Origin of the sequence: Pelagibacterium sp. (genome assembly GCF_965249125.1) — a bacterium.
Taxonomy (GTDB): Bacteria; Pseudomonadota; Alphaproteobacteria; order Rhizobiales; family Devosiaceae; genus Pelagibacterium.
Window position 1 is genome coordinate 2,985,082 of sequence record NZ_OZ252217.1, and the last position, 24,952, is coordinate 3,010,033.

21 protein-coding genes and 1 riboswitch are annotated in these 24,952 nt (G+C 63.7%); of the genes, 7 read left to right on the forward strand and 14 right to left on the reverse strand.

Annotated elements, in window-relative coordinates; all coding sequences use genetic code 11:
• Nucleotides 1-165: 165 nt before the first annotated feature.
• A complete protein-coding gene (gene cobA / locus ACP148_RS14495) occupies nucleotides 166-1,023 on the reverse strand; it encodes a uroporphyrinogen-III C-methyltransferase (RefSeq protein ID WP_421953145.1) in 858 nt (285 codons plus the stop codon).
• Nucleotides 1,024-1,056: 33 nt separating this feature from the next.
• Here cobA and ACP148_RS14500 point away from each other — a divergent pair, with 33 nt between their 5' ends.
• On the forward strand, nucleotides 1,057-1,821 hold the full coding sequence (locus ACP148_RS14500; protein WP_421953146.1) for a cobalt-precorrin-6A reductase: 765 nt from the start codon (nucleotides 1,057-1,059) through the stop codon (nucleotides 1,819-1,821).
• On the opposite strand, the gene ACP148_RS14505 is transcribed toward ACP148_RS14500, so the two are convergent.
• Nucleotides 1,796-2,785 (reverse strand): cobalamin biosynthesis protein, encoded by a 990-nt coding sequence (locus ACP148_RS14505; RefSeq protein ID WP_421953147.1) that lies wholly within the window; start codon nucleotides 2,783-2,785, stop codon nucleotides 1,796-1,798. The genes ACP148_RS14500 and ACP148_RS14505 overlap by 26 nt on opposite strands.
• A 731-nt stretch (nucleotides 2,786-3,516) precedes the next feature.
• Nucleotides 3,517-4,536, reverse strand: coding sequence for a LacI family DNA-binding transcriptional regulator (locus tag ACP148_RS14510; RefSeq protein WP_421953148.1), 1,020 nt, complete (start codon nucleotides 4,534-4,536; stop codon nucleotides 3,517-3,519).
• A gap of 265 nt (nucleotides 4,537-4,801) precedes the next feature.
• Between ACP148_RS14510 and ACP148_RS14515 the strand changes: the two genes are divergently transcribed.
• Entirely contained in the window at nucleotides 4,802-5,293 is a 492-nt protein-coding gene (locus ACP148_RS14515; RefSeq protein WP_421953149.1) for a hypothetical protein, read from the forward strand.
• Nucleotides 5,294-5,597: 304 nt separating this feature from the next.
• On the opposite strand, the gene cobO is transcribed toward ACP148_RS14515, so the two are convergent.
• The 5 genes from cobO to ACP148_RS14540 all read right to left on the reverse strand — a co-directional run bounded on the left by cobO (nucleotide 5,598) and on the right by ACP148_RS14540 (nucleotide 12,455).
• Nucleotides 5,598-6,242, reverse strand: a complete 645-nt coding sequence (gene cobO, locus ACP148_RS14520; RefSeq protein WP_425033551.1) for a cob(I)yrinic acid a,c-diamide adenosyltransferase — start codon at nucleotides 6,240-6,242, stop codon at nucleotides 5,598-5,600.
• A gap of 116 nt (nucleotides 6,243-6,358) precedes the next feature.
• Nucleotides 6,359-10,432, reverse strand: a complete 4,074-nt coding sequence (cobN, locus tag ACP148_RS14525; protein ID WP_425033552.1) for a cobaltochelatase subunit CobN — start codon at nucleotides 10,430-10,432, stop codon at nucleotides 6,359-6,361.
• Nucleotides 10,433-10,511: 79 nt separating this feature from the next.
• The gene (cobW, locus tag ACP148_RS14530) at nucleotides 10,512-11,564 is read right to left on the reverse strand and encodes a cobalamin biosynthesis protein CobW (RefSeq protein ID WP_425033553.1); all 1,053 of its coding nucleotides are present in this window, start codon (nucleotides 11,562-11,564) and stop codon (nucleotides 10,512-10,514) included.
• A complete protein-coding gene (locus ACP148_RS14535; protein WP_425033554.1) occupies nucleotides 11,561-12,250 on the reverse strand; it encodes a CbtA family protein in 690 nt (229 codons plus the stop codon). The genes cobW and ACP148_RS14535 overlap by 4 nt, the downstream gene beginning before the upstream one ends.
• A gap of 25 nt (nucleotides 12,251-12,275) precedes the next feature.
• Complete coding sequence (locus tag ACP148_RS14540; RefSeq protein ID WP_421951928.1) at nucleotides 12,276-12,455, reverse strand: CbtB domain-containing protein; 180 nt, start codon at nucleotides 12,453-12,455, stop codon at nucleotides 12,276-12,278.
• Nucleotides 12,456-12,501: 46 nt separating this feature from the next.
• Nucleotides 12,502-12,722, reverse strand: a riboswitch (cobalamin riboswitch).
• 90 nt (nucleotides 12,723-12,812) lie between these two features.
• Here ACP148_RS14540 and ACP148_RS14545 point away from each other — a divergent pair.
• Together ACP148_RS14545 and ACP148_RS14550 are read left to right on the forward strand one after the other, a co-directional pair.
• Nucleotides 12,813-13,790 (forward strand): aldo/keto reductase, encoded by a 978-nt coding sequence (locus ACP148_RS14545; protein ID WP_421951929.1) that lies wholly within the window; start codon nucleotides 12,813-12,815, stop codon nucleotides 13,788-13,790.
• Nucleotides 13,791-13,906: 116 nt separating this feature from the next.
• Nucleotides 13,907-14,281 (forward strand): DMT family protein, encoded by a 375-nt coding sequence (locus ACP148_RS14550; protein ID WP_421951930.1) that lies wholly within the window; start codon nucleotides 13,907-13,909, stop codon nucleotides 14,279-14,281.
• A gap of 56 nt (nucleotides 14,282-14,337) precedes the next feature.
• On the opposite strand, the gene aztD is transcribed toward ACP148_RS14550, so the two are convergent.
• On the reverse strand, nucleotides 14,338-15,528 hold the full coding sequence (gene aztD, locus ACP148_RS14555; protein WP_425033555.1) for a zinc metallochaperone AztD: 1,191 nt from the start codon (nucleotides 15,526-15,528) through the stop codon (nucleotides 14,338-14,340).
• A gap of 465 nt (nucleotides 15,529-15,993) precedes the next feature.
• Nucleotides 15,994-16,980: a zinc ABC transporter substrate-binding protein ZnuA gene (gene znuA, locus ACP148_RS14560; protein ID WP_425033556.1), complete on the reverse strand. Its 987-nt coding sequence runs from the start codon at nucleotides 16,978-16,980 to the stop codon at nucleotides 15,994-15,996.
• Nucleotides 16,981-17,078: 98 nt separating this feature from the next.
• Here znuA and ACP148_RS14565 point away from each other — a divergent pair, with 98 nt between their 5' ends.
• From ACP148_RS14565 to ACP148_RS14575, 3 genes are read left to right on the forward strand one after another with little or no spacing between them, the layout of a single operon-like run.
• Nucleotides 17,079-17,906, forward strand: a complete 828-nt coding sequence (locus ACP148_RS14565; protein ID WP_421951933.1) for an ATP-binding cassette domain-containing protein — start codon at nucleotides 17,079-17,081, stop codon at nucleotides 17,904-17,906.
• Complete coding sequence (locus ACP148_RS14570; protein WP_421951934.1) at nucleotides 17,899-18,699, forward strand: iron chelate uptake ABC transporter family permease subunit; 801 nt, start codon at nucleotides 17,899-17,901, stop codon at nucleotides 18,697-18,699. Before ACP148_RS14565 ends, ACP148_RS14570 begins: the two co-directional genes overlap by 8 nt.
• Nucleotide 18,700: 1 nt before the next feature.
• Nucleotides 18,701-19,099 carry a Fur family transcriptional regulator gene (locus tag ACP148_RS14575; RefSeq protein ID WP_421951935.1) on the forward strand — a complete coding sequence of 133 codons (399 nt, stop codon included), beginning with the start codon at nucleotides 18,701-18,703 and terminating at the stop codon, nucleotides 19,097-19,099.
• A 239-nt stretch (nucleotides 19,100-19,338) separates the two neighbouring features.
• Here the strand turns inward: ACP148_RS14575 and ACP148_RS14580 are convergent, their stop codons facing one another.
• From ACP148_RS14580 to ACP148_RS14595, 4 genes are all read right to left on the reverse strand, one after another.
• Nucleotides 19,339-20,997: an ABC transporter ATP-binding protein gene (locus ACP148_RS14580; protein WP_421951936.1), complete on the reverse strand. Its 1,659-nt coding sequence runs from the start codon at nucleotides 20,995-20,997 to the stop codon at nucleotides 19,339-19,341.
• Nucleotides 20,997-21,935: an ABC transporter permease gene (locus ACP148_RS14585; protein WP_421951937.1), complete on the reverse strand. Its 939-nt coding sequence runs from the start codon at nucleotides 21,933-21,935 to the stop codon at nucleotides 20,997-20,999. Before ACP148_RS14585 ends, ACP148_RS14580 begins: the two co-directional genes overlap by 1 nt.
• 2 nt (nucleotides 21,936-21,937) lie before the next feature.
• Nucleotides 21,938-22,918, reverse strand: coding sequence for an ABC transporter permease (locus ACP148_RS14590; RefSeq protein WP_421951938.1), 981 nt, complete (start codon nucleotides 22,916-22,918; stop codon nucleotides 21,938-21,940).
• A gap of 200 nt (nucleotides 22,919-23,118) precedes the next feature.
• The gene (locus ACP148_RS14595) at nucleotides 23,119-24,696 is read right to left on the reverse strand and encodes an ABC transporter substrate-binding protein (RefSeq protein ID WP_421951939.1); all 1,578 of its coding nucleotides are present in this window, start codon (nucleotides 24,694-24,696) and stop codon (nucleotides 23,119-23,121) included.
• Between the last annotated feature and the right edge of the window lie 256 nt (nucleotides 24,697-24,952).

The following is a 24,952-nucleotide window of genomic DNA, read 5'->3' on the forward strand; positions in this document are numbered from 1 at the left end:
GGCCCCGGCGTTCGCCGGGGAAGCGACGGGGGGTGGGTGGGCGTGGGGCCAACCACCAGCATCGCGGGGTGGGTGGGCGTGGAGGAGGCCACGAGCGCGGAGGGGCGCTGGGATTGGGGGTGGGCGGGTGTTGGGGAAACCGCGAGCGCCGCGAGGCGGAGTGCTTTAGCCAATCGGGTTCTCCCGCAGGGCGCCTGCGTACCAGTCGAAGGTTTCGCGATAGCGTGAGACGGGGCCGAGGACGATGATGGCCGGGGTGGGCACGTTGGCGTTGGCCAGCTCCCCTGCCCGGCCCAGGGTCGATTCGAGAACGGTTTGATCGGGCAAGGCGGCGTTGGAGACGATGGCGAGGCGATCGGCCCGATCGCGGCCGGCGGCGATCAGTTTTTCGGCGATCGAAGGGAGATGTTTTACGGCCATGTACATGACGATGACCGGGGACGCCGTGGCGATGGCAGCCCAATCCACGCCCTGCGGGATGCCGCCCTTTTCGTCGTGGCCGGTGAGGAAAATCACCGTGTGATTGGTATCGCGATGGGTGACGGGGATGCCGGCATAGGCCAGCCCGCCGATGCCCGCCGTGATGCCGGGGACGATGCGGAAGGGGATGTTCTCACGGGCAAGGGTCTGGACCTCCTCGCCGCCGCGCCCGAACATCATGGGATCTCCGCCCTTGAGCCGCAGCACACGTTTTCCGGCGCGGGCGCGCTCGACGAGTTTTAAGGTGATGTCGGCCTGTTTGGGCGAAGGCTTGCCGCCGCGCTTGCCGGCATAGATTTTTTCGGCTTTCGGATTGGCCATATCGAGAAGGCCGGGACCGACAAGCGCGTCATGGACGATGACATCGGCCTGCCCAAGGGCGTGGTAGCCCAAAAGCGTGATGAGGCCGGGCGCGCCGGGGCCGGCGCCGACCAGCCAGACCGAACCGGGCGCAAAGACCGGGAAGCGTGCGGAATCGAGGGCGGCAAAATGGCCATTTTCCACCGGTTTGCGCCTGAGCCAGCCGAACACGCGAATCCCCATTTCCTTTTTCGTAGCGCTGTATAAGTCTATGCCATGGATATGGGCAATCGCGACACCATTGGCAGGCGCATATTGATCCTTGGCGGCACCACCGAGGCGCGCGAACTCGCGGGCCTGCTGGTCGATGCCGGTTACGACGTCATCACCTCGCTGGCCGGGCGGACCGGTACGCCGCGCTTTCCGCCCGGTATCGTGCGGATCGGGGGATTTGGCGGCAGGGAGGGGCTGGCCCGATATATAAGGGACAATTGTATCGACATGCTGGTCGATGCCACCCACCCTTTTGCGGCACAGATTTCAATCAATTGCGTTGCCGCAGCGCTGGACGCCGAGGTGCCGCTGCTTCGTCTCGAACGCCCGGCCTGGCAAAAGCCCGATGGCACGACCTGGGTCGAGGTGGGCACTGCCCAGGACGCGGCGGACGCCCTGCCCCGCGGCGCGCGGGTGCTGCTGACCGTGGGCCGGCAGGAGTTGGGGCCGTTCCTGGCCCGGAAAGGCTGTCATTACACGGCGCGAATGATCGAGGTGCCGGCGGGACTTCCCGATGATTGGCAGGTGATTGCGGCGCGCGGGCCGTTTACGCTCGAGGACGAACTGCGCCTTATGCAGGATCGCGGCATCACCCATCTGGTGACCAAGAATTCGGGCGGGACGCAGGTGGCGGGCAAGCTGGCCGCAGCGGCGCGGCTTTCAATCCCCATCATCGTGATAAGGCGCCCCAATCTGCCAAAGGCGGAGGCTGTGGATTCGGTTATCCGGGCGCATAAGAGCGTTACGCGGATTTTCCGAACCGGCTGACGTCTATGGGCGTATCGGCCCTGCCCAGGGCGCAGGTGACATTGCCTGAAATCTGCTTGGGCACGATCAGCGTGCCCGCCTTGATGGCCACCGCTTCGCACACGCCCGAAAGTCCGGTCGCCGCCTCGACACTGGCCGAGGGGGTGACGAGGCGCTTTTTCTCGCGGTCGATCTCGCGGCGGGTGAAGGTGCGCAGGGGCACCCCGAAATGGGTGGCCGCCTCAACAAGCGCGGGCGTTTTGCCGTGGGTGTGGATGGTGGCCAGCGCGGCGAGAGCGCCTGGGGCGATGCCGGCGGCTTCCAGCGTGGCTTGGACAAGGGTTATGACCTCCCGAGCCTCGGCCCTGCTGGTGCAGCCGAGCCCGCCGACCACCGTTCTTGGGTGGACGAGAAGGCCGGGGCCGGGCGCGGGGCTTTCGGTGAGGCGCAGCACCTGGCTGCCCTCGCGCGAGACCGGGTAGCCAGCCAGTTCGAGCCAGCCCGACAGGCCCTCGACGCGCAGCTTTTCGCCGTTGAGGAGCGCCGCCATGAGCGGGCGCACCGCTTCGGGATTGGCCACAACATAGCCCGGGGGCGGATCATCGAGAGAGAAATCGTAAAGCGTATCGGAGGTGGCGGTGACGGCGGCAAAGCCACGAAAGCCGTCGGCGATCCAGCGGGCCAGCGCATTGGCGCCGCGATGGCTGCCCAAAAGGGGGACCGCGACCTTGCCATCGGCGGAAACGGCGACAACGGGCGGCTCTGACATTTTATCGCCCAGCGTGGCGGCGAGCAGGCGGATGAGCGCGCCGGTGGCGCAGACCCCGACGATGGGCGCGCGCTGGCGATAGGCATCGGCGACCAGCGGGGCGGCATCGATGCGCCCCGGACCGCACAGATGCACCGGCGCGCCCAGAAGCTGGGCGACGTGACGGGCGATCTCATCGCCGCGAGGCGAGCTGGAAAATACGAGCGGGGTCTTCAACGCCAGAATTTAAGTTGAGTGAGGCAGTTCGGTTTTTTCGCCTAGCATGGTTGGGGGTGGCGGGCAATGTGTTGGGTGCCCGGTGCAGCGGTGGGGCCCGAACGTCTTGAGCGGCTTGCAGAGGTTGCGGATCTCCGGGTCAAGCCCGAAGATGACGCTGGGGGTGTGGAGATTTCGGCGCCTATATCCGGGCGACCGACTCGCGGGGGACAAGGTGGACGGGCAATTCGATGATGGGGCGGACTTGAGGAGAAGCGAGGGGAGGCTGGGGGTACTGGGTCCCGGCTCAAGGCCGGGATGACGGCGGTGAGGAGGAAGGGTTGGGGGCAGCCTCGGCCCGGCGCTCAGGCGATACGGGCGACCGACTCGCGCGGGACGAGGTGGATGGGCAATGTGTTGGGGGGCGGACGGCGCGCCTATGGGGGGCGGAAGAGAGGTTGGGGGTACTGGGTCCCGGGTCTTCGCCCGGGATGACGGTGGTGGGGAGGAGGAGTTCGGGCAATAGGCAAGGTTGGGTGGGTGGTGAACGATGAAGCTGGTTTGGACGGGCTCACCTCGCCTCCACGGTCATCCCGGACTTGATCCGGGATCCAGTACACTGAGCGGCGCTGCAGCTGCAGGGGGTATGAAACGAAATAAAAACTGCTGACTCTGCGGGGTACTGGGTCCCGGCTCAAGGCCGGGATGACGGCGGTGAGGAGGAGGGGTTGGGGGCGGCCTCGGCCCGCCGCTCAGGCGATACGGGCGACCGACTCGCGGGGGACAAGGTGGACGGGCAATTCGATGATGGGGAGGTCGGACTTCGTGCGGCGCTCGATGATGTCGAGGACAAGGTTCATGGCGTGGCGGCCCATTTCTTCCTTGGGCTGATGGACCGTGGAAAGGCCCGGAACATAGCTATCGGCGAGCACTATATCGTCGAACCCCATGACCGACAGATCGCCGGGCACGGAAACGCCATAGCGGTGCAGCTGGGAGATGAAGCCCATGGCCGCCTCGTCATTGGCGCAGAAAACGGCTGTGGGCCGGTCCTTGAGGGACAAAAAGCTCTGGGCGGCGGCGCGACCGCCGATGGCCGAAAAGCCGCCCTCGAAAAACCATGTGTCGTTGATGGCGGCGCCCGCTTCGGTGAGCGCCCGGCGCAGGCCGTTGGCGCGGGAGCGGCGCACCGGGGTGCGGTGCGGGCCATAGGCGTGGCCGATGCGGGTGTGGCCCATTTCGATAAGGTGCCGGCCGGCGATATAGCCGGCGCGTTCATTGTCGATGAGGATGTGGGGCACGCGCATATAGCCGCGCTCCTCGCTCATGGCCACGATGGGCGGGGTGCCCGAATAAAGCTGTTGCAGCAGGGAAAGGTCGTGGTCGGCGATCTCGTGGCCGGAAAGGATGATGACACCATCCACCCTGGCGTTGCGCAAATTGGACAGGATCAGATCCTGGGTGCCGCCGGGGCTGGGATTGGCGATGATGGTGGAATAGGACGAGGCTTCGGCGCGGCGCTGGATGCCACGGAAGATCTCCGAATAATAGATGTTGCCGATATCGGCGGCGACGACGAGAACGGTGTTGGCGCGCTGTTTCTTGAAATTGCGCGCGGTTTCCGATTGCACGTAATGGAGGGCGTCGACGGCCTCCTGCACCTTGCGGCGGGTCTTTTCGGTGACGGTTTCGGGCGAATTGATGGCCCGCGAGACAGTGGCCGTCGACACCCCGGCCTGGCGCGCCACGTCTCCGATGGATGGTCTTTTCACTTGCCCGTGCCCCAAACACCTGTTCTGGGGCCTTTGTTTACGCCAATTGAGGCCGGAGCGGAACCATAGATCAAATCCGCTTTTCGCTTGCGCGGCCCTTCGGGTCTTCGAATCGCGGGTTTGATCCAAGTCCTTGTTTTATCGCGCGTCCGAACCGCAAAACCGTTTCCATCCCCGATCGGGTCGAGGACATGGTTTTGCTGGACGCGCTCTGGGGTGGCCAGCCGGCTTGCGAAAACCACAATCGGCGGGCAATCATCGCAGAATGTTTCGCCAGATTGTCCTTGCCATCACCGTTTTCGCCAGCGTTTCCGGGAGTTTTCCGGCGGCGGAGTGGACGCGTTACGTCAATGCGCGATTCGGGGCGGCGGTGGATATTCCGGCGGATTTCTCGGCGGACGGGCCGGCCCCGATGGCCGGCGACGGCAAGCGGTTTCGCGCATCGAACGGACGGGCGGTGATTACCGCGTGGGGCGGGCCGAGCCAGGGGGCCGATTTTCTGACCGAAATGCGCCGCCGGATCGGGGCGGAGGAGGCCGAGGGCTGGGCGATCACCTATCGCTCGGAAACGCCCGACTGGGCGGCGTGGGGCGGAACGCGGGGCGGGCATGTTTTCTATGCCAAGACGATCCTCGTCTGTAACGGGCAGCAGACCGCCAATGTGCGGCTGGACTACCCGGCAGCGGACGTGCCCAATTTCGACGCGGTGGTCAACCGGCTGGGGCAGAGCCTGGCCCAGGACGGGGCCTGCTTTTAGGGCCAATCGACATTCAGCCCATGGTGGCATGTCACCATTCTTTCACCGAGGTCATCCCGGCCTTGAGCCGGGATCCAGTAACCGGCAGCGTTGAACTTTGATCGCTAACGCTGAGTGTACTAGGCCCCGGGTCTTCGCCCGGGGTGACGGTGGTGGGTTGGCGGGCTAGATCAAATCCGCCTTTCATGGAAACGCGGATTTGATCTAAATCTTTGTTTTGTCGCGCGTCCGAACCGCAAAACCGTTTCCACTTTTGCTGGACGCGCTTTAGGAGACTATCCCGCAAATATCGATTGAAAGCTGCTCAAAACTCGATTCCGGCCTGGGCCTTGATGCCCTGTTCGCGGAAGGGATGTTTGATCTGCGTCATTTCGGTGACCAGGTCGGCGATCTCGATCAATTCGTCCTTGGCGTTGCGGCCGGTGACGATGACGTGTTTGTCGGCGGGACGGGATTTGAGGGTTTCGATCACCTCATCGAGGGGCAGGTAATCGTAGCGCAGGCAGATGTTGAGTTCGTCGAGGAGCACCATCTGGTAATCGGGATCGGCGATCAGTTCCTTGGCGCGGTCCCAGGCCTGGCGGGCGGCTTTGAGGTCGCGCTGGCGGTCCTGGGTTTCCCATGTGAAGCCATCGCCCATGGCGTTGATCGAGACCTGATCGGGGAAATGCTCCAAGATATCGCGCTCGCCGGTGTGCCACTTGCCTTTGACGAACTGGACGATGCCGACCTTGAAACCGTGAGCGATGCCGCGAAACACCATGCCGAAGGCGGCTGTGGATTTGCCCTTGCCCTTGCCGGTGTGGACGATCAAGAGGCCCTTTTCGTTGGCGTTGGCCTCGACGAGTTTGTCGCGGGCGGCCTTTTTCTTTTTCATCTTTTCGGCGTGATAGGCGTCGCGTTCGGCCTCGGTCATCAGGTCGGTTTTCTTGGGGCGTGGGTCGGTCATTTTGTGGTCCTTGGTGGCACGGACGTTAAGGCTTGAGCGTGGGGCAGCACCCCTCCCCAACCCTCCCCATCAAGGGGAGGGTGCTGGGCTGGCGAATGGGGCGAGGTTGGGCCTATTCATTGCATTTCGTCCAAAAAGGCGTAGGCGGAGTTGGAGCGGGGAGTCCAGAAGCCGCGCTGGCGGGCTTCGGAGAATTTTTCGAGCAGTTCGTCATAGCCGAAGCGGTTGGCGGCGATGAGGAAATCGCGGGTCGCGTCGTCCTCGATGAAGGCGGCGAAGGCCATGTCGAAATGGTGGGATTTGACCGCGCCTGTCGTGGCGGCAAAGCCGAACATGAAATCGACAGTGGCGATGATCTCGAAGGCGCCGCGGTAGGAGTGGCGCTTCATGGCGTCGATCCATTTGGGATTGACGACCCGGGCCCGCATGACACGGGCAATTTCTTCTTCGAGGGTTCTGACCTTTGGCGTTTCGGGGCGGGAGGTGTCGAGGTGGTAGGCGGCGGGCTTGTGGCCCGAGAGGGTTTCCACGGCGGCGGAGAGGCCGCCCTCGAACTGATAATACTGGTCGGAATCGAGCAGGTCGTGCTCGGCATTGTCCTGGACGTGAACCACGGCGTCGGCGGATTTGAGCCGGGCGGCAAAGAGGGTTTTTTCGGGCAGACCGTCGGCATGGGCGCCATAGGCGTATTGGCCGGTGGCAAGGACGGCTTCGGCGAGGTCGGATTTTTCGGCCCATTTGCCGGTTTCGACCAACCTGCCGACTCCGGTGCCGTAGCCACCGGGGGCGGCGCCGAAAATGCGATGGCCGGCGCGTAAGGCAGCTTCGTTCTGGGAGGCGCCCTCTTTCATCATGGCCAGCGCGTCGGTGCGCATGCGGGCGGCGATGGGGTTGTCCTCGATGGGTTCATCCAGGGCCCCGATGGCACGCACAGCGCGATCGAAGAGGGCAATCTGGGCGGGGAAGGCGTCGCGGAACAGGCCCGAAATGCGAAGGGTGACATCGACGCGGGGACGGCCAAGTTTGGCGAGCGGGATGATCTCATAGCCCGAGACGGTGAGCGAGGCGCCCTGCCAGACCGGCCTGGCGCCGATCAGGGCGAGGGCCTGGGCGATGTCGTCGCCGCCGGTGCGCATATTGGCGGTGCCCCAGACGCTCATGGCGAGCGAAGTGAGCCAGACGCCGTGATCCTGATAATGGCGCTTCAAGAGATTTTCGGCGGCCTTGCTGCCCAGCGCCCATGCTGTCTGGGTGGGGATGGCGCGGTTATCGACCGAATAGAAATTGCGGCCCGTGGGGAGCGTATCGATGCGGCCTCTTGTGGGGGCGCCGGATGCTCCGGGGGCGACGAATTTTCCAGCGAGGCCGTCGAGGAGGGATTTGATCTCGTTGGGGCCGGAGGCGGCTAGGCGCGGGCGGATCGTGGTTTTTATGGTGTCGAGGACGGCGATGGTGGCCGTCCATGCGGGATCGGGGGCGCGGCCGGTGACGAGCTCGGCGGCGAGGGCTTCGAGGCGTTCGATGGTGTCGCCGTTGGAGCGCCAGAGGCTTTCACCTGTGAGGACTTCGGGTCTGGGTCCGGTCCACGGCGCGGCGAGATCGAGCGAGAGGGGATCGACGCCAAGTTTGAGATCGTCGGCCAGCGCGCGGATCAATGAGGCATCGCCCCCCTGCCCTTCTCCGCGCGGGACGCGGGCGAAGGCGACGAGCAGATCGCGCTCGAATGTGCCGGTGGGGGACCGGCCAAAGATGTGCAGGCCGTCGCGGATCTGGGCTTCTTTCAGTTCACACAGGAAATTGTCGATCTGGTTGAGGGCTTCGGTTTCGTCCTCGGGGAGAGACAGATCGAGATCGAGACGGGCGTCGCGGGTGAAATCGAGGATTTTGCGTTTCAGGCTTTCGAGCCGCCGCTGGTCCATGCCCATTGCCGCGTAATATTCGTCGAGCAGGGCTTCGAGGTCTTTTAAAGGCCCATAGGTTTCGGCGCGGGTCAGAGGGGGGACCAGATGATCGATGATTGTCGCGCCGGTACGGCGCTTGGCCTGGGTGCCCTCGCCGGGATCGTTGACGATAAAGGGATAGAAATGGGGGATCTGGCCCCACAGCACCGACGGATAGGATTCTGAATCGAGGGCATTGGCCTTGCCGGGCAGCCATTCGAGATTGCCATGCTTGCCATTGTGGATCAGCGCGTCGATGCCGAAGGCGTGGCGCAGCCAGAGATAGGAGGCGATATAGGCGTGCGTCGGCACGAGGTTGGGATCGTGAAAGCTCAGTTCTTCGGCCACATCGTAAGCGCGGGCCGGCTGGAGCAGGATGGCAACATTGCCGAAGATCTTGACCGGCAGGTGGAAGGCATCGCCGCGCACGAAGGGATCGGCTTCAGGCGCGCCCCAGCGGGCGGGGACGTCCTCGCGGATGCAGGGGTGGAGGGTTTCGAGCCAGCCCTTGTAGGTTTTGAGTGGCAGGATGGCGTCCGAAGTGCCGTGCTGGGGGCGGGCGTTGGTGGGGCCGGTCTGGAGGTGTTCGATGAAGGCGGTGCCGTCGCGGAGTATGCCGCGCCACCCCTCCCCATCCCTCCCCATCAAGGGGAGGGTGTTTTGGGGCTCCGGGTCGTCGGGGCCAATATGATAGCCGTGGGCGCAAAGAGCCGAGAGGATCTCGACACTCGATTGGGGGGCGTCGTAGCCGACGCCGTTGGCGAGGCGGCCGTCTTTGAGGGGGTAATTGGCGAGGACGAGGCCGATCTTGCGCTGGGCCGGGGTTTGGGCGCGCAGGCGGGCGTAGTTTGCAGCGAGGTCGGCGGCGCGGGCGATGCCGTCGGGTTCGGGGGTGAAGGCGGTGAGCGGGCATTGGGTGCGGGCGTGCCAGACCGCCTCGGCCTTGTGGCCGACGATCAGCGCCCCGACGCGGCCATCGATTTCGGGCAGGACCACCTGCATGGCGAGGTCCTTACTGGTCAGGCCGCGCGGGTCTGCTTCCCACATGACGGGCGGGCGTGAGCCCTGGACGAGCTGGATGACGGGGGCATCGGTGAGAGCGAAAGGGTTTTTCCCGTCAGCCAGATCGTTGAGGCCGAGGGCAAAGCCGGTGAGATTGAAGATGGCGGCGGGCTGGAGCCCGCCAAGCGCCGTGCGCACGAAACCGGCGCAATCAGGGGATTTGAGCGAGGAGATGACGATGGGGACCGGGACAAGGCCGCGCGATTTCAGCCCGTCGATGAGGGCGTTAAGCGTGGCGGTGCCGGCGCCCTCGAGGACGGCGCGGTAAAAGAGGATGGGAACGAAAGGCTGGTGCGCGGGGCCGCACCCCTCCCCATCCCTCCCCGTCAAGGGGAGGGTGTTTTGGGGCTCGGAGTCGTCGGTGCCGATACGATAGCCGTCGGCAGAAGAAGCCAAGGGAACTTCGACGCTCGACTGGGGGACGTTATGGCCGACCCCGTTGGCGAGAAAGCTGGGCGCGGCTCGATCCTCCCCCTCCACCGAAGGGGGAGAGGGTTGGGGCTCCCGATTGGCGGGGGAAGAAACGGGCTCTTTGCGCGCAGACACTTGAGCCACGCCGTCGCCGCGTTCACTGGACGGCACCTCCCCCCTTGCGGGGGAGGATGGGAGGGGGGGCGTCACGGGATCGAAGGTTTCGACGATGCCCCGCTCCCGGTCCCAGAAGCCGAAGGCGGGGAAGGGGTTGGGGGCGCGGGAGATTGACTTGCCCGCAGCGAGGGCGCGGAAGGCGGAAAGGATGGCGTCGGCGTTGTCGGGGCCGCCGGTCAAAAACAGTTTGTGCAGGGCGTGCCAATCGGCTTCTGCGATGGTCGAGCGGGCGAGAAGCACCGGATCGGGGGTGGCGTCGCCGGGGAGGAAAGCGAGCGGAATGGATTTCTGCCGCGCCAGCATTTCGATTTCGTCGCAGCCATAGGGCCAATAGGCCGAGCCACCGATCAGGCGGATGACGATGAGGCGGGCATGAGTCAGGGTATCCTCACACCACAGATCGACCGAGAAATTGTGCGAGAGCCGCATGAGATTGGCCAGCCGCAAGCCATCCTCGCCGGCCCGGTCGGCGGCGGCGGCGAGCATGGCCAGCTCGCTATCGGCCGAGGAGGCGAAGGCGAAATCGCCCGGGGTTTGGGCGAGATCGATGGCCTCGCCCTCCTGCTGGAGGGCGCCGGCCTGGGCGGCGAGAAGGTGCATCAGCGCTCACTCCAGGGCAAAGCTGTCGAAAGGGGCGCGCACCGGAGATGGGAGCCCGGTGCGCGGGGTTCTGTCATCTCTATGCCGCCTCGGCGATTTTTTTCAGGCTTGCCTCAATCGCCTCGCGGGCCAGGGGGCTTTCGCCGATGACGACGAGGCGGATTTCGCGGGTTTCGTCCTCTCGCCAATCGCGGTCGAAATACGCGTTGACGCGGGGGCCGACGGCCTGGATGGCGAGGCGGGCGCGGGCGCCGGGGATGGCGGCAAAGCCTTTGAGGCGCAGAACATCATGGTTTGCGATCGTATCGGCGATGGCCGAGAGCAGTTGATCGCGGCCGGGGCCGGAGGGCAGCGTTATCGAGAAGCTGTCGAAATCGTCGTGCTCGTGGCCTTCGCCGTCGTGTTCGAGTTCGTGATGGCTTTCGCGGCCCTCCAGATTGTCCTCGGTGGACATGCCAAGACCGAGAAGCGCCAGCGTATCGACGTGGCCGTTGGCGGCGCGGACGATCCGGGTGCCGGGGCGCATGTGCTTTTTCAGCTCGGTCTCGACCGCATCGATGGCCGGGGCGTCGATCAGATCGGTCTTGTTGAGAACGATCATGTCGGCGGCGACCATCTGGTCCTCGAACAATTCGCCCAGCGGGGTTTCGTGATCGAGCATTTCGTCGAGCCGGCGCTGGGCATCGACGGCTTCTTCATTGGCGGCAAAGCGGCCTTCGGCGAGCGCGGCGGCGTCGGCGACGGTTATGACGCCATCGATGGTCACTTCGGCCTTGATCTCGGGCCAGTTGAAGGCGCGGATCAGGGGCTGGGGGAGCGCCAGGCCGGAGGTTTCAATAACGATGTGATCGGGGCGATCGGGGCGGGCGAGGATCTGTTTCATTGTGGGAATGAAATCGTCGGCGACGGTGCAGCAGATGCAGCCATTGGCGAGTTCGATCATGTCCTCTTCGCGGCAGGTTTCATCGCCGCAGCCGGCCAGGACGTCCTTGTCGACGCCGATATCGCCGAACTCGTTGATGATCAATGCGATGCGCTTGCCCTTGGCGTGGGCGAGAAGATGGCGGACCAGCGTTGTCTTGCCGGCGCCGAGAAAGCCCGTGATGACGGTTGTTGGGATTTTCGAGGTCATGCGACCCTCCCTTTAAAGCGTGAATTGAAAAAACCATAGCTGACACCCAGCACCACCCAGAACACAAGCCCATTGGCCAGAACGGCGGACGCAAAGGAAGCGGCGAGGCCGGCGGGAACGCCGGTCTGTTCGAGCGGGGGCTGGGGCGCGCCGACGAGGTGCGGCAAAACGATCAGGACCACGGCGACGGCGCCCGCCCAATATGTGCGCCATTTGGCGATGGCGAGGAGTCCGAGCGCGGTGGAGGTGGCGGCGAACACCCACCAGAGCTGGCGCGCGCCGGTTTCGGCGATGGGCATGCCGGGCAGACCCGGTGGCAGGCCGAGGGCGGGCGCGAGGGAAAAGACGATGAACCCGCCTATCCCCCAGGCGAGCCCTGTCTGCGGGGCTATGGGCAGGTTGAAGATGAGCGAAGCTGCCGTGATGACGAAGGCAAATCCTGCGGCCATGAGCAGATTGGCGGCCACGGTGAAGGCGGCGCGCTCGAACCCGTCGGCGGGCATCCATTCATCCTCGTCGTGGGAATGAGGCTCGATGACTTCCTCGCCGTGGTCATGGGGGGCTTCGCCCTCATAACTTTCGGCGGCGATAATGAGGGGGATCAGCCGGAACTGCTGAATGATGGATGTGGCCAAGCCGGCGCACAACGCGGCGATGAGCGCCGCGAAGAACAGATTTCTAAACATGTGATTGAATCCCTGGCCCGCCAGATTAGTGGCAGGGAAAGCCCATGGCGTGGCGGGTATCGTGGGCGCCGTTATGGGCACGATAATCGCCGGCGAAGCCCGTGCCCGCGACGAACACGGCGCCGAGAACGAGAAACAGGACTCCAAGGAGCAGTCTTTGGGAAACAGATAGCGGCCCGGCCGCCGTAACAGTTGCAGTCGTCATGGCAACACCCTCCGTGTGCGAACGCGATATGCCGGCCCCCTCATGGGGCCGGTCCGGTGTGCTGGCAGGTCTCCTGGCTGGCTACTCCAGCGGTTTCCGGTTGCCTTCCCGGCCCAGGGGCCAGTGGATTTTCCGGAATCCATCGTAGCTTACAGTTGCGGGGGCAGCCACGGCATTGGCCCCTATTGGGTCGTCCGCACCGTGTTCCCTTTTGCTTCCCGTTTCGACTCTTGCAACGAAAGGGGAACCAACACGGTTCTAGATGTGCCACGCGCGAGGACCCCTCGTCAATTGCATAGAAGGGCGTGCTCGCTTATCACCAAAGACAACCAGGCAACCAAAAGAGGCAGGACAGGCATGAAAACGCGGCGATTGGGCAAGACCGGCTTTCTGGTTTCCGAAATCGGATTGGGCACCTGGCAGTTGGGCGGCGATTTCGGCCCGATCGAGGATACCGACGCCTCAACGATCCTGGCCAATGCGTCGCGGCTGGGGGTCAATTTCTGGGATACGGCCGATGTTTACGGCAACGGGCTTTCCGAGCACCGGATCGGCACGTTCTATGGCAAGCCCGACGGGCTGGTGGTGGCCACAAAAGTGGGCCGGGCGGCGGCGCTCTATCCCGACAAATACACCAAGGGCGGGGTGCGCGAGAGCCTAGAGGAATCGGCGCGGCGGCTGTGCGTTGAGAGCATCGATCTGGCCCAGCTCCATTGCCTGCCGCGCGAGGTGCTGGACGCGGGGGAGATCTTTGGATGGATGGACGAAATCAAGGCCGAAGGGCTGATCAAGAATTGGGGCGCCAGCGTGGAAACCATCGCCGAGGCCGAAATCTACCTCGAGCACGAAGGGCTGGCGACGCTGCAGATCATCTTCAACATCTTCCGCCAGGACGCGGCCGAGAGCCTGCTGGACAAGGCGATGGAGCGCGATGTGGGGGTGATCGTGCGGCTGCCGCTGGCTTCGGGGCTGCTGTCGGGCAAATATACCCGCGACACCGAATTTTCCCCCACCGACCACCGCAGCTACAATCGCGAAGGACAGGCGTTTTCGGTGGGCGAAACCTTTGGCGGCATTCCGTTCGAGACCGGGGTTGAACTGGCCGAGCAATTGCGCGGCTATGTGCCCGAAGGCCAGCGGATGAGCCTTTTCGCCTTGCGCTGGATTTTGGACCACAAGGCGGTGTCCACCATCATCGCCGGCGTTTCGCGGCCCGACCAGATCGGTGTCAACGCCGAGGCCGGCGATCTGCCCGCGTTGCCGCGATCGGTGCATGACACGCTCAAGGAGTTCTATGCGGCAAAGGTGCGGCCGGCGATACGGGGCGAAATTTAGGCGCTCCGGTCAGAGGCGTTTTGGCCGCACCGGACAAAGTTCGGGCTTGATTTTTCGGCGCTTTGCGCGCTTTCGATTTCGGTCCGCCAATCGTGGCGACGCCCGAGACCCCAGCCATGACCGCCCTTGCCGCCGCGCCTTCGCTCTTTTCGCTCGCCGCCCCGATCCTCTTGCTGATTGCCTCGAACGTCTTCATGACGTTCGCGTGGTACGGGCACCTGAAATTTCCCGGAGCGGCACTCTGGGTCGTGGTGCTGGTGAGCTGGGGGATCGCGTTTTTCGAGTACTGGCTGGCGGTCCCCGCCAACCGCATCGGGTATGGTGCCTATAGCGCGGCCGAACTCAAGACCGTTCAGGAAGTGATCTCGCTCACGGTTTTCGCGCTGTTTGCGATCTTTTATCTCGGTGAGAAATTCACGCTCAACCATTTGCTCGGATTCGCCTTCATCGCGGTCGGCGCGTTTTTCATCTTCAAGGGACCGATCCGGTAACGGCCCCATACCCGATATCAGGCGAAAAGGGCCGCCCTCGAGGACGGCCCTTTCGGTCAGTGGACGGCGCCCGAGCCGCCGGCCACGACGATGCCCATGGGGAGGCCATCGACGGGGATGGTTCCCGAAGGCTCGAAACCGATGGCATCGATGCGATGGATCTGCGACGCGCTGGGATCGGTGACGAGGATTTCGTCGCCGGCGACGGCGATGCGGGGGCGCGGGTCGGACCAGTGGCCGTCCATGGAGTAAGGCCCGGTGAGCGCCAGGGTGGCGCTTATTTCGCCCGAGAGGGTGTTGAGCCGGTGCAGATTGCCGTCCTCGGTGAAGATATAGGCAAACTGGGGCCGAACGGGATCGACGGCGAAATGCACGCGGCGGGTGGGCAGATCGACAAGGCGGAAGCTTTGCTGATGGGGATCGATCAGCACAAGGCGGTCGGCGCCGTAATTGCCCAGGAAATACTGGATGCCGACGCCGCCGAGCAAGGTCGAGCTTTTGCCTTCGGGCAGCGCCTCGTCATAGGGCAGATGGGTGATCTGAGGGCCATCGGCGCTGTCGGAAACCAGAAGAAGGCCGGTATCGCAGGCGATGGCGAGCAGATTGCCCGAACTGGCCTCGCCATGCAGGCCAGGGCAGGCATGGGTCTCGCCAACCGGCTGGTCGTTGGCATCGAGAATGTTGATACCGACGGGGAGGTTCGAGGGGTCTTCGGGGTGGGGTTCGGTGAGAAGGGTATAATCGCCATAGGCGGCGGCGACGCCGTGATGGGGCGCGCCGGAATCCACCAGGCGTGGTTCGGCGGTGCCGAAATCGGTTTCATCGATGATTTTGGCAACGCCCTCATCGTCAAAGAACAGGGCGATCTGGCCGTGGTGCTCGACGAAATGGACGGGATATTCGCCCTCGATGGCCGCATCGAGAAGGACGGGTGCGGTGATCTCGATATCGCCATGGTCGCCGTGATCGTCGATGGCGATGCCGGTATCGATGGCCTGGACGATGTTGGCGCCGCCCTGAACGGCAAAGACACGCTGGCCGCTGGCGGTGGCATAGAGGCTGGCGGGGCCGTTGAGCGCGAAGGTGTCGACGATGTCGCCCGATGGGAGATCGATGACGCTGAGCATGCCCTGCGCCTGATCGGCAACGAAGGCACGCCAGATCGAGACCTCGTCGGCGTGAGCCATGCCGGGGAGCGCAATGCCGGTGAGCAGGAGGGCGCGGAAGAGAGTGGGGTTGGGTTTCATGGGAGTCTTTCTTTAAATGTTATAACATAACAATGCAAATTGAAGAGCTGCGATTGTGGGAATGGAAAGGGGGAGCCAAGGTTGGGGGCCTGGGTGTGGTGCGGGTCCTCGGGTCAGGCCCGAGGACGACGAAGGTGGCGGAGGTCAGCGCGCCAGAGCCGTTCAGGTTGTAACAGAGCCCTTTGGGTCCCTTCCGTCGCTGCCCCGGTCCCGGCTTTCGCCGGGATAAACTCCAGCCGGGGCCCAGCAGCGTGAGCCGAGGCGCCGGCGCTCTACGCAACTCTCATGGACCCCGGCTTTCGCCGGGGAAGCGCAGAAAGAGAACGGCGATTCCGTAAAGAGCTGAAGGGCTCTAAAGCTTTGCTGAACCATCGCTCAGGGATGGCCGCGATTTCGGGGTGGGGCGGGTGCCACAGGACACCCCGCCCCTTTTCCCCGGCGACCGGGGCCGGCAGGCAAGCCGGCTCAGTTAACGAGGCAATCGAGGAGGTTGTCGGCCATGGCGTTCATCAGGGTGAAATAGAGGTCGGGGCCGTCGGCGATGTCGGCGCCCAGCGGATCGAGGGTGCCGATGCGGGCGCCGGTGCCCTCGGCAATGGTTTCGATCACCTGCGGCGAGAACTGGGGTTCGGCGAAAAGGCAGGCAGCGCCTTGCTGTTCGACCACAGCGCGGATTTCGGTCAGGCGCCCTGCCCCCGGTGCGATCTCGGGATTGACGGTGAACGAGCCGGTCGCCTCGATATCGAAGCTCTGCTCGAACCCGTGATAGGCGTCGTGGAAGACAAAGAAGGACTGGCCGCGGGCGGGTTCGAGGCGGGTATCGATTTCGGCCTGCAGCGTATCGATCCGGGCGGCGAGGGCCTGGCCATTGGCGTCGTAGGTTTGCGCGTTTTCAGGATCGGCGGCGATCAGCGCGTCGGCGATGGCGGCGACCATGATGCGGGCGTTTTGCGGATCGAGCCAGATATGGGCATCGCCATGCGCGTGGTCGTGCTCTTCGGCATGGTCGTCCGATTCCTCGTGGGCGTGGTCTTCATGCTCATCCTCGGCATGATCCTCGCCCTCATCGCCATCGCTGTGGGCTTCAAAAAGTCCGCCTTCACGCAGTTCGAGAATATTGACGCCCTCTATATCCATCATCTCGATTTTCGTCGCGTTGGCGGCAAGCGTATCGAGGGGGCCATCGAGGAAGGTTTCAAGATCTTGCCCGATCCAGAAAACCAGATCGGCGCTTTCGAGCTTGCCGGCATCGGAGGGACGCAGGGAAAAGCCGTGCGGGCTTGCCGCCCCTTCGATGAGCAGTTCGGGGCTGCCGACGCCGTCCATGACGCCAGCGACCAGAGAATGCAGGGGCTTGATTGTGGCGACCACATTGGGCGCGGCCAGCGCGGGAGCGGCGGCGAAAAGCGCGAGGGCGGCGGGCGCAAGAAGAACGAAGGCATTTTTGGGCATTGTCGGGACGGCTCCGGACGATTATGTTATGACATTACACGGCAATGTAATGCTATAACATTGCGGCTTGAGTCAATGCAGTTCTTCCAGGATCGGGCATGAAAAATTTTACCGCCCCCGAACGCGACGACATCGTCAGGATCGAAAGCGTCGGGGTGAAACGCGACGGGCGCTGGCTGGTGCGCGGGGTGGACATGAGAATCGCGCGCGGGGAAATCGTGACGCTGATCGGGCCTAACGGGTCGGGCAAATCGACGACGGTCAAGACCGCGCTGGGCATCATCAAGCCCGACGAGGGCAGCGTGTGGCGGGCCAAGAACCTTGCCATCGGCTATGTGCCGCAAAAAATCGCCATGGACCGCTCGCTGCCGATGACCGTGGAGCGGCTGATGGGGCTGACGGGGCGGCGGACCAGGGCCGAAATCGCCGCGGCGCTGGAGATGGTGGGGATTTCCCATCTGGCCAAAGCGCAGGTGCATTCGCTTTCGGGCGGGGAATTTCAGCGGGCGCTGATTGCCCGCGCGGTGATCGGGCAGCCCGACCTTCTGGTGCTCGACGAGCCCGTGCAGGGGGTCGATTTTTCCGGCGAGGTGGCGCTTTACGACCTGATCGGGCGGATCCGCGACGAGACGGGGTGCGGGGTGATCCTGATTTCGCACGATCTGCATGTTGTGATGGCGCGCACCGATACGGTGATCTGCCTTAACGGGCATGTGTGCTGCCAGGGCACGCCCGACAGCGTGGCGGCGAGTGGGGAATATGCGGCGCTGTTCGGGCCGCGGGCGGCGCAAACGCTGGCGATTTATCGCCACGAGCATGACCATTCCCATCTGCCCGACGGCACTGTGCGCGACGCTGCCGGGCAGCTCCATTTCGACCATCACGCGCATGGACCCCATTGCAGCCATGAGGATGGCAATGTTTGAGAGCTTTTTCACGCGCGCGGTGATCGCCGGGGTGGGGCTGGCGGCGGTGGCGGGGCCGCTGGGCAGCTTTATCGTGTGGCGGCGCATGGCTTATTTCGGCGACACCATGGCTCATTCGGCCATTCTGGGGGTGGCGCTGGCGCTGTTTTTTTCGTTTTCGCCGGTTGTGGGGGTGTTCGCAATCGCCGTGTTGGTGGCGCTGATCCTGGCGCTTTTGCAGCGGCGGGGCACGCTTTCGGCGGATTCGGTGCTGGGGCTCTTGAGCCATTCGACGCTGGCCCTGGGGCTGGTGCTGGTGTCGCTGATGCCCAATATGCGGATCGATCTTATGGGGCTGTTGTTCGGCGACATCCTTGCGGTTTCGGTGGGCGATCTTGCCATCATCTATGGCGGCGGGATCGTGGTGCTTGGGGTTCTGGCCTGGCTGTGGCGGCCGATGCTGGCGGGGACGGTGTCCGAGGACATCGCGCAGGCCGAAGGGCTGAACCCCGAGCGCACGCGGCTGATGTTCATGGTGCTCCTGGCCGGGCTGATCGCCATATCGATGAAGATTTTGGGGGTGCTGCTGATTACCGCCATGCTGATCATTCCCGCCACCGCGGCGCGGCGGCTGGCCAATACGCCCGAGCAGATGGCGGTCTATGCCGGGCTGGGCGGGATCGCCGCCGTGCTGGCGGGCTTGTGGGCATCGCTACATTTCGATACGCCATCGGGACCCTCGATCGTGGTGGCGGCGCTTTGCGTATTCGCCATCACCTCAATCGTTCCGCTGGGCAACAAGGGAGCCGCCTGAAATGAGTGCGCATTCCGATCTCACCCGCAACCAGTCGCTGGTGCTCGACCGGCTGGAAAAGGCCGAAGCGCCGATGAGCGCCTATGCGATCCTGGACCAGTTGCGCGATGACGGGCTGCGGGCGCCGCTGCAGGTCTATCGGGCGCTCGACAAGCTGCTCGACATGGGGCTGGCGCACCGGCTGGAATCGATGAATGCGTTCGTTGCCTGCGCGCAGCCGCACTGTCATGATTCAGGGCTGATCGCCTTTGCGATCTGCGAGAAATGCGGGCAGGTGTCCGAATTTTCCGACGATGTGGTGCGCGAAAGGCTGAACGGCTGGGCGGACCGGGAGGGGTTCGTGGTCAAGCGCACGACGATGGAGATACGCGGGGAATGTAAGGTGTGCGCGGCGGCGTGAGGGGGCCGAACGGAAAGGCCCCCTCACCCGTCTGGCTGCGCCAGCCGACCCCCGATCGGGTCGAGGGCAAGCTCTCTCCCTCAAGGGAGAGGCAAAGCGCGGCGCATGCGGCGATCGTCATCCTGGACTTGATCCCGGATCCAGTACGCGGCAGCGCCTGAGCGCATCTTGAATGCCAGTTACCGGACCCGGGTCGAGCCCGGGGCGACCGGGGAAGGTGAACTCTCTTGCGGAGCGCTTCAGGCGACCTTGGAGATGTCGGGGACCGCGTCGAGCAGCATGCGGGTGTAGTCGGCCTTGGGGGCGCCGAAAATTTCCTCGACGGGGCCGGATTCGACGAGATTGCCGTTGTGGAGGACGCCGACAGCGTCGGCCATCTGGCGCACGACGGCGAGGTTGTGGCTGATGAGCAGATAGGTCAAACCAAATTCTTCCTGCAGCCGGCCCATCAGTTCGAGGACCTGGGCCTGGACGGAAACGTCCAGCGCGGAGGTGGGCTCGTCGCAGATGATGAATTCGGGCTGGCTGGAGAGCGCGCGGGCAATCGCGATGCGCTGGCGCTGGCCGCCCGAGAACTCGTGGGGATATTTGCGCATGGAGACCGGATCGAGGCGGACGCGCTCGAGCAGGTCGGCAACGCGCTCGGCGATTTCGCCGGGTTTGCGGGCGATGCCGAGGGCGCGCATGGGCTCGGCGATGATTTCGCCGACCCGCCAGCGCGGATTGAGGCTGGCATAGGGGTCCTGGAAGATCATCTGGATTTTCGAGCGGCGCTTTTTTTCCGCGCCCCTGGACCAGATGTCGGTGTCTTCGATGGATACGGTGCCCGAGGTGGGCGGCAAAAGCCCGACCATCATGCGGGCGCAGGTCGATTTTCCCGACCCCGATTCCCCGACCAGCCCATAGGTCTGGCCGCGCTGGATAGAAAAGGAGACGCCATTGACGGCGTTGACGATCTTGCGGTTGCGGCCGGTGACGCGGGCCAGAAACGACCCCGAGAGGTCGAACTGCTTGGAAAGATCGTCGACGACGACAAGCGGTTCGTCGGTCTTTTCCGACGCGAAGCTGTGGCCTTCGGCAACCGCCGCCGCGTAGCGGGGATTCTGGGCGGTGATCGAGGGAATGGCCTCGATCAGCTTGATCGTATAGTCCATCTTTGGACGATTGATGATGTCGCCCACCGATCCGGTTTCGACGATTTCGCCCTTGTTCATGACGATCATGCGGTCGGCAGCCTCGGCGATGACGCCCATATCGTGGGTGATCAGCATCACGGCCACGCCGCGCTCGGCGCAGAGGCGTTTTAGGACCTTGATGATCTGGGCCTGGACCGAAACGTCCAGTGCTGAAGTGGGTTCGTCAGCGATGACCAGTTCGGGCTCGGCCGCCAACGCAAGGGAAATCACCACGCGCTGGCGCATGCCGCCGGAAAACTGGTGGGGGTAGGAATCGATGCGGCTTTCGGGATCGGGAATGCCGGCATCGGCCAGAAGCGCAATGGCGCGGCCGCGGGCTTCGTCCTGCCCCAAAGGCAAATGGCGGCGGATGGTTTCGATAAGCTGCTCGCCGACGGTAAAGAGCGGATTGAGCGAGGTCAGCGGGTCCTGCATGACCATGCCGATGCAGCGGCCGCGGATCCTGCGCAGGCTTTCCTCGTCGAGTCCATCGATACGGTCACCGCTGAGCGTAATCGAGGTGGCCGAGATTTCGCCCGGGGGATCGATAAGGCCCATGATGGCGGTGCCGGTCATGGATTTGCCGGCGCCGGATTCGCCGACAACGCCGAGCACTTCGCCGGGCATGATATCGAACGATATGGATTTGACGGCGGTGAAATCACCGCGCCGCAGGTGGAAGACCACCGAGAGGTCTTTGACGGAAAGAACAGGTTGGCTCATCAGCGCAGCCTTGGATTGAGAGCGTCACGCAGCCAGTCACCGAGCAGGTTGACCGACAGGGCGAGGAGCACGAGCGTGATGGCGGGGAAAAACAGGATCCACCACTCGCCCGAGAACAGGAATTGCTGGCCGATGCGGATCAGCGTGCCCAGCGAGGGCTGGGTGGGCGGGACGCCGACGCCCAGGAACGAGAGCGTCGCTTCGGCGATGATGGCGAGGGCCAGGCCGATGGTGCCGATGACCAGCACCGGGCCGAGCACGTTGGGCAGGATGTGGCGGATGAGGATGAAGACCGGCTTGACCCCGATGATGCGGGCGGCGGAAACGTAATCCTTTTGCCGCTCGACCATTGTGGTGCCGCGCACGGTTCGGGCGAACTGGGCCCAGTCCGACAGCCCGATGGAAAAGATCAGGACGAAAATCGCCATGGATTCGCGCTGGTTGGGCGGAATGATGCCACGGGCGATGCCGAAGATCAGAAGGGCGATCAAGATCGAGGGGAAGGAGAGCTGGATATCGGCGATGCGCATGATGATGGTGTCGGTCAGCCCGCCGCGATAGCCGGCGATCAGCCCCAGCGTCACGCCGAGCACCATGGCGAACAGGATGGCCGACAACCCCACCATGAGCGAGACGCGGGACCCGTATAGAATTGCCGAGAACACGTCGCGCCCCTGATGGTCGGAGCCGAGCAGGAAGTAGCTGCCCGAGAAGCTCTCGCTCATGGGCGGGGTGAACCCGTTCATGAGATTGAGGGTGCGCGGATTGAAGGGGTCGTAGGGCGCGATGAAGGGCGCAAAGATGGCCGCAAGGATCAGCACCGCCGCAACGATCGAGGACACGATGGCGACCGGGGAGGTGCGGTAGGAATAGAAAATGTCGGAATCGATGATGCGGGCGAGCCGGCTCTTGGGCGCGGTGGGGGTGATATCGTTCATGGTCAGTGCCCCTTCGCCGCGCCGACCCGCAGGCGCGGATCCACGACGTAATAGAGTATGTCGACGATCAGGTTGACGATCACGAAGACGAAGCCGACAAAGATCAGATAGGCGGCCATGACCGGCACGTCGACCACGGCGACCGAGGACAGAAACAGCGAGCCGATGCCCGGCCACTGGAACACGGTTTCGGTGATCAGCGCCCCGGTGATGATCGAACCGAGCTGAAGCCCGGCAATGGTGATGACCGGTACCATGGTGTTCTTGAGCGCGTGCGAGAAATTGATGGCGCGCTTGGAGAGCCCACGGGCGCGGGCGAACTTTATATAGTCCTGGCGCAGCACCTCAAGCATTTCGGCGCGCACCAGGCGCATGATGAGCGTCATCTGGAACAGCGAGAGGGTGATGGCGGGCAAAATGATCGAGCGCAGGCCGGTTTCGGTGAAGAAACCCGTCGACCACCAGCCAAAATCGATCACCTGTCCACGCCCGAAACTGGGCAGCCATTGCAGCTCGACGGCAAAGATGTAGATCAGCCCGATGCCGATCAGGAAGGTGGGCAGCGACACCCCGATCAGCGAGAAGGCCATTATGGCGGCAGCGGCGGGGTTCTTGCGATTGAGGGCGGTGAAGACGCCGGCCAGAATGCCGAAAACCAGGGCGATGGTGGCCGAGGTCAGCGCCAGTTCGATGGTGGCGGGCAGGCGCGACATGACGAGCTCGGCGACCGGGGTCTGCAGCCGGTACGAGATCCCGAAATTGCCCTGCATCGCGTTGACGATGAAGCGGAAGAACTGCTCATAGAACGGATCGTTGAGCCCGAGGCGCTCGCGCAGAAGCTCCTGATCGGCAATCGAAGCTTCCTGGGACACCATGGAGGCGACGGGGTCGCCCACATAGCGGAACATGATGAACGCAATCAGAGCGACAGCGAGCATCACGAGTATGGACTGCCCGAGCCGTTTGAAAATGAAGGCCAGCATCGATGTGGTCTCCGTGAACGCTTTGCGCCGTGGACCGGAACGACCCCGGACCTCAATGCGCTGCGTTAGAACTTTATCGGAAAATTCGCCAGCTACAATCACGGCCTTTTCTGGCGGCCGGACGGGGCGGGATAAACGAAACGCCGCGCCACCACTTTAAAAGCAAAGTCGTGGCGCGGCGCCGTGTCAGAACAACCGTCTTACTCGAAGGCGACCGATGTCATGGAAGGCTGGTTTTCCGGATGGACGGCGAGGGTCATGTCATCGCGCATGGCGTAGGCCAGAACCTGAACGTGAACGGTGAGGAACACCCGGTCTTGCTGAACCTGCTCCCAGATATCGGCGACCACGCCATTGCGGGCGTCGAGATCGGTCATGGTGCCCAGGGATTCGATCATCTCATCGACTTCGGGGTTGGAATAAAGCCCGATGTTGTAGGTGCCGTATTCATCGCCCTTGGTGTGAACCAGATCGTTGAAGATGTAGGCGGAGTCAAAGGTGGGAACGCCCCAGCCCAGGAGATAGAAATCGGTCTCGTTGGTCAGGATCAGCGGCGAATGCTGAGCGACCGGACGAGAGGCCAGGGTCACGTCGATGCCGATCTGGCCCAGCATGCCCACGACAGCCTGGGAGATGGCTTCGTCGTTGACGTAGCGATCATTGGGGGTATCGAGAGTGACCGAGAAGCCATCGGGATAACCGGCTTCGGCCATCAGTTCCCGGGCGCGCTCGACGTCGACCGCGGGGCAGGCATCGAGTTCTTCGGTCCAGCCGTTCACGAACGGAGGCATGTTGACGCAAGTGGGGATCGACTGGCCGCGCATGACGACCTGACGGATGGCCTCGCGGTCCACCACAAGCTCCATGGCCTCACGGACCAGCGGGTTGGCGAAGGGGTTTTCGTCGGTGATGTTGGAGCTGATGAGCGGCTCGTCATCCATGGCGTAGCCGAAATAGATCGTACGGTTTTCAGGGCCGGTTTCGACCTTGATGCCAGAGGTACCCGCGAGGCGCTCGATATCCTGAACGGGAACGTCCTGAACCAGGTCGACTTCGCCCGAAAGGAGCGCCGCGACGCGGGTGGCGTTATCGGCGATCGGGGTGTAGATGATCTCGGTGACCGAGGGAGCCTCGCCCCACCAGTTTTCGTTGACCGTGAGGACCGAGCGGACGTCGGGGTCACGTTCGGCGAGAACGTAGGGGCCGGTGCCGTTGGTGTTGCGCACCGCGAAGTTTTCCTCGCCGGCCGCGAAATCCTGGACTTCCTGGAGGTCGTTTGCTTCAGACCAGCCCTTGTCCATGATGAAGGTGTTGGTGACGTTGTTGGGATAGAGCGGGGAAGGCCCGGCCATCTGGAATTCGACTGTGTAGTCGTCGACCGCTGTGACGCTCTCGACGTCGGCATGGAGCTGACGCATGTTTGAATTGTCGGACTTGGCGCGCTCGATGGAGAACACGACGTCCTCGGCGGTGAACTCTTCGCCGCCATGGAAGGTCACGCCCTCGCGCAGCTCGAAGACCCAAACGGTCTCGTCGCCTTCCTTGACGTACCAATCGGTCGCCAGGCGCGCCTGAAGATTGCCCTCCACATCGCGGTCGAGAAGCGTCTCGTAGATGTGGTGATTGAAGGTGTGCGTCACGCCCTGGTTCTGCGAGTGCGGATCAAGCGTGAGAGCATCGGACTGACGGGCCCAGCGCAGCGTTTCGGCGCTGGCCGCGCCAACGAGCATGGTGGAAGCAAAAAGAGCCGCCGCAATGCCGGAGAGCGTGTTTCGCATATCGAGTTAATCCCCTTGAAAAATTACCCGCCATCGGCGCCGTTGCCGGGCGCCGATGGCGGAAGCCATCATCCAGAAAACGCCCCCGCCTCAACGGCCGGAACGAAATACTGACTTGGGGGTCGAATATGTCGAAACGGCACGGTCAGACGATTAAGCTCTTTCTGTTGATCGATGTGCAGGGGTTATCTTTTTTTGCATGACGATCCCTCCCTGCGACTTGGGGCCAGCAACGCGCGGGGATCGGCCCCGGAGC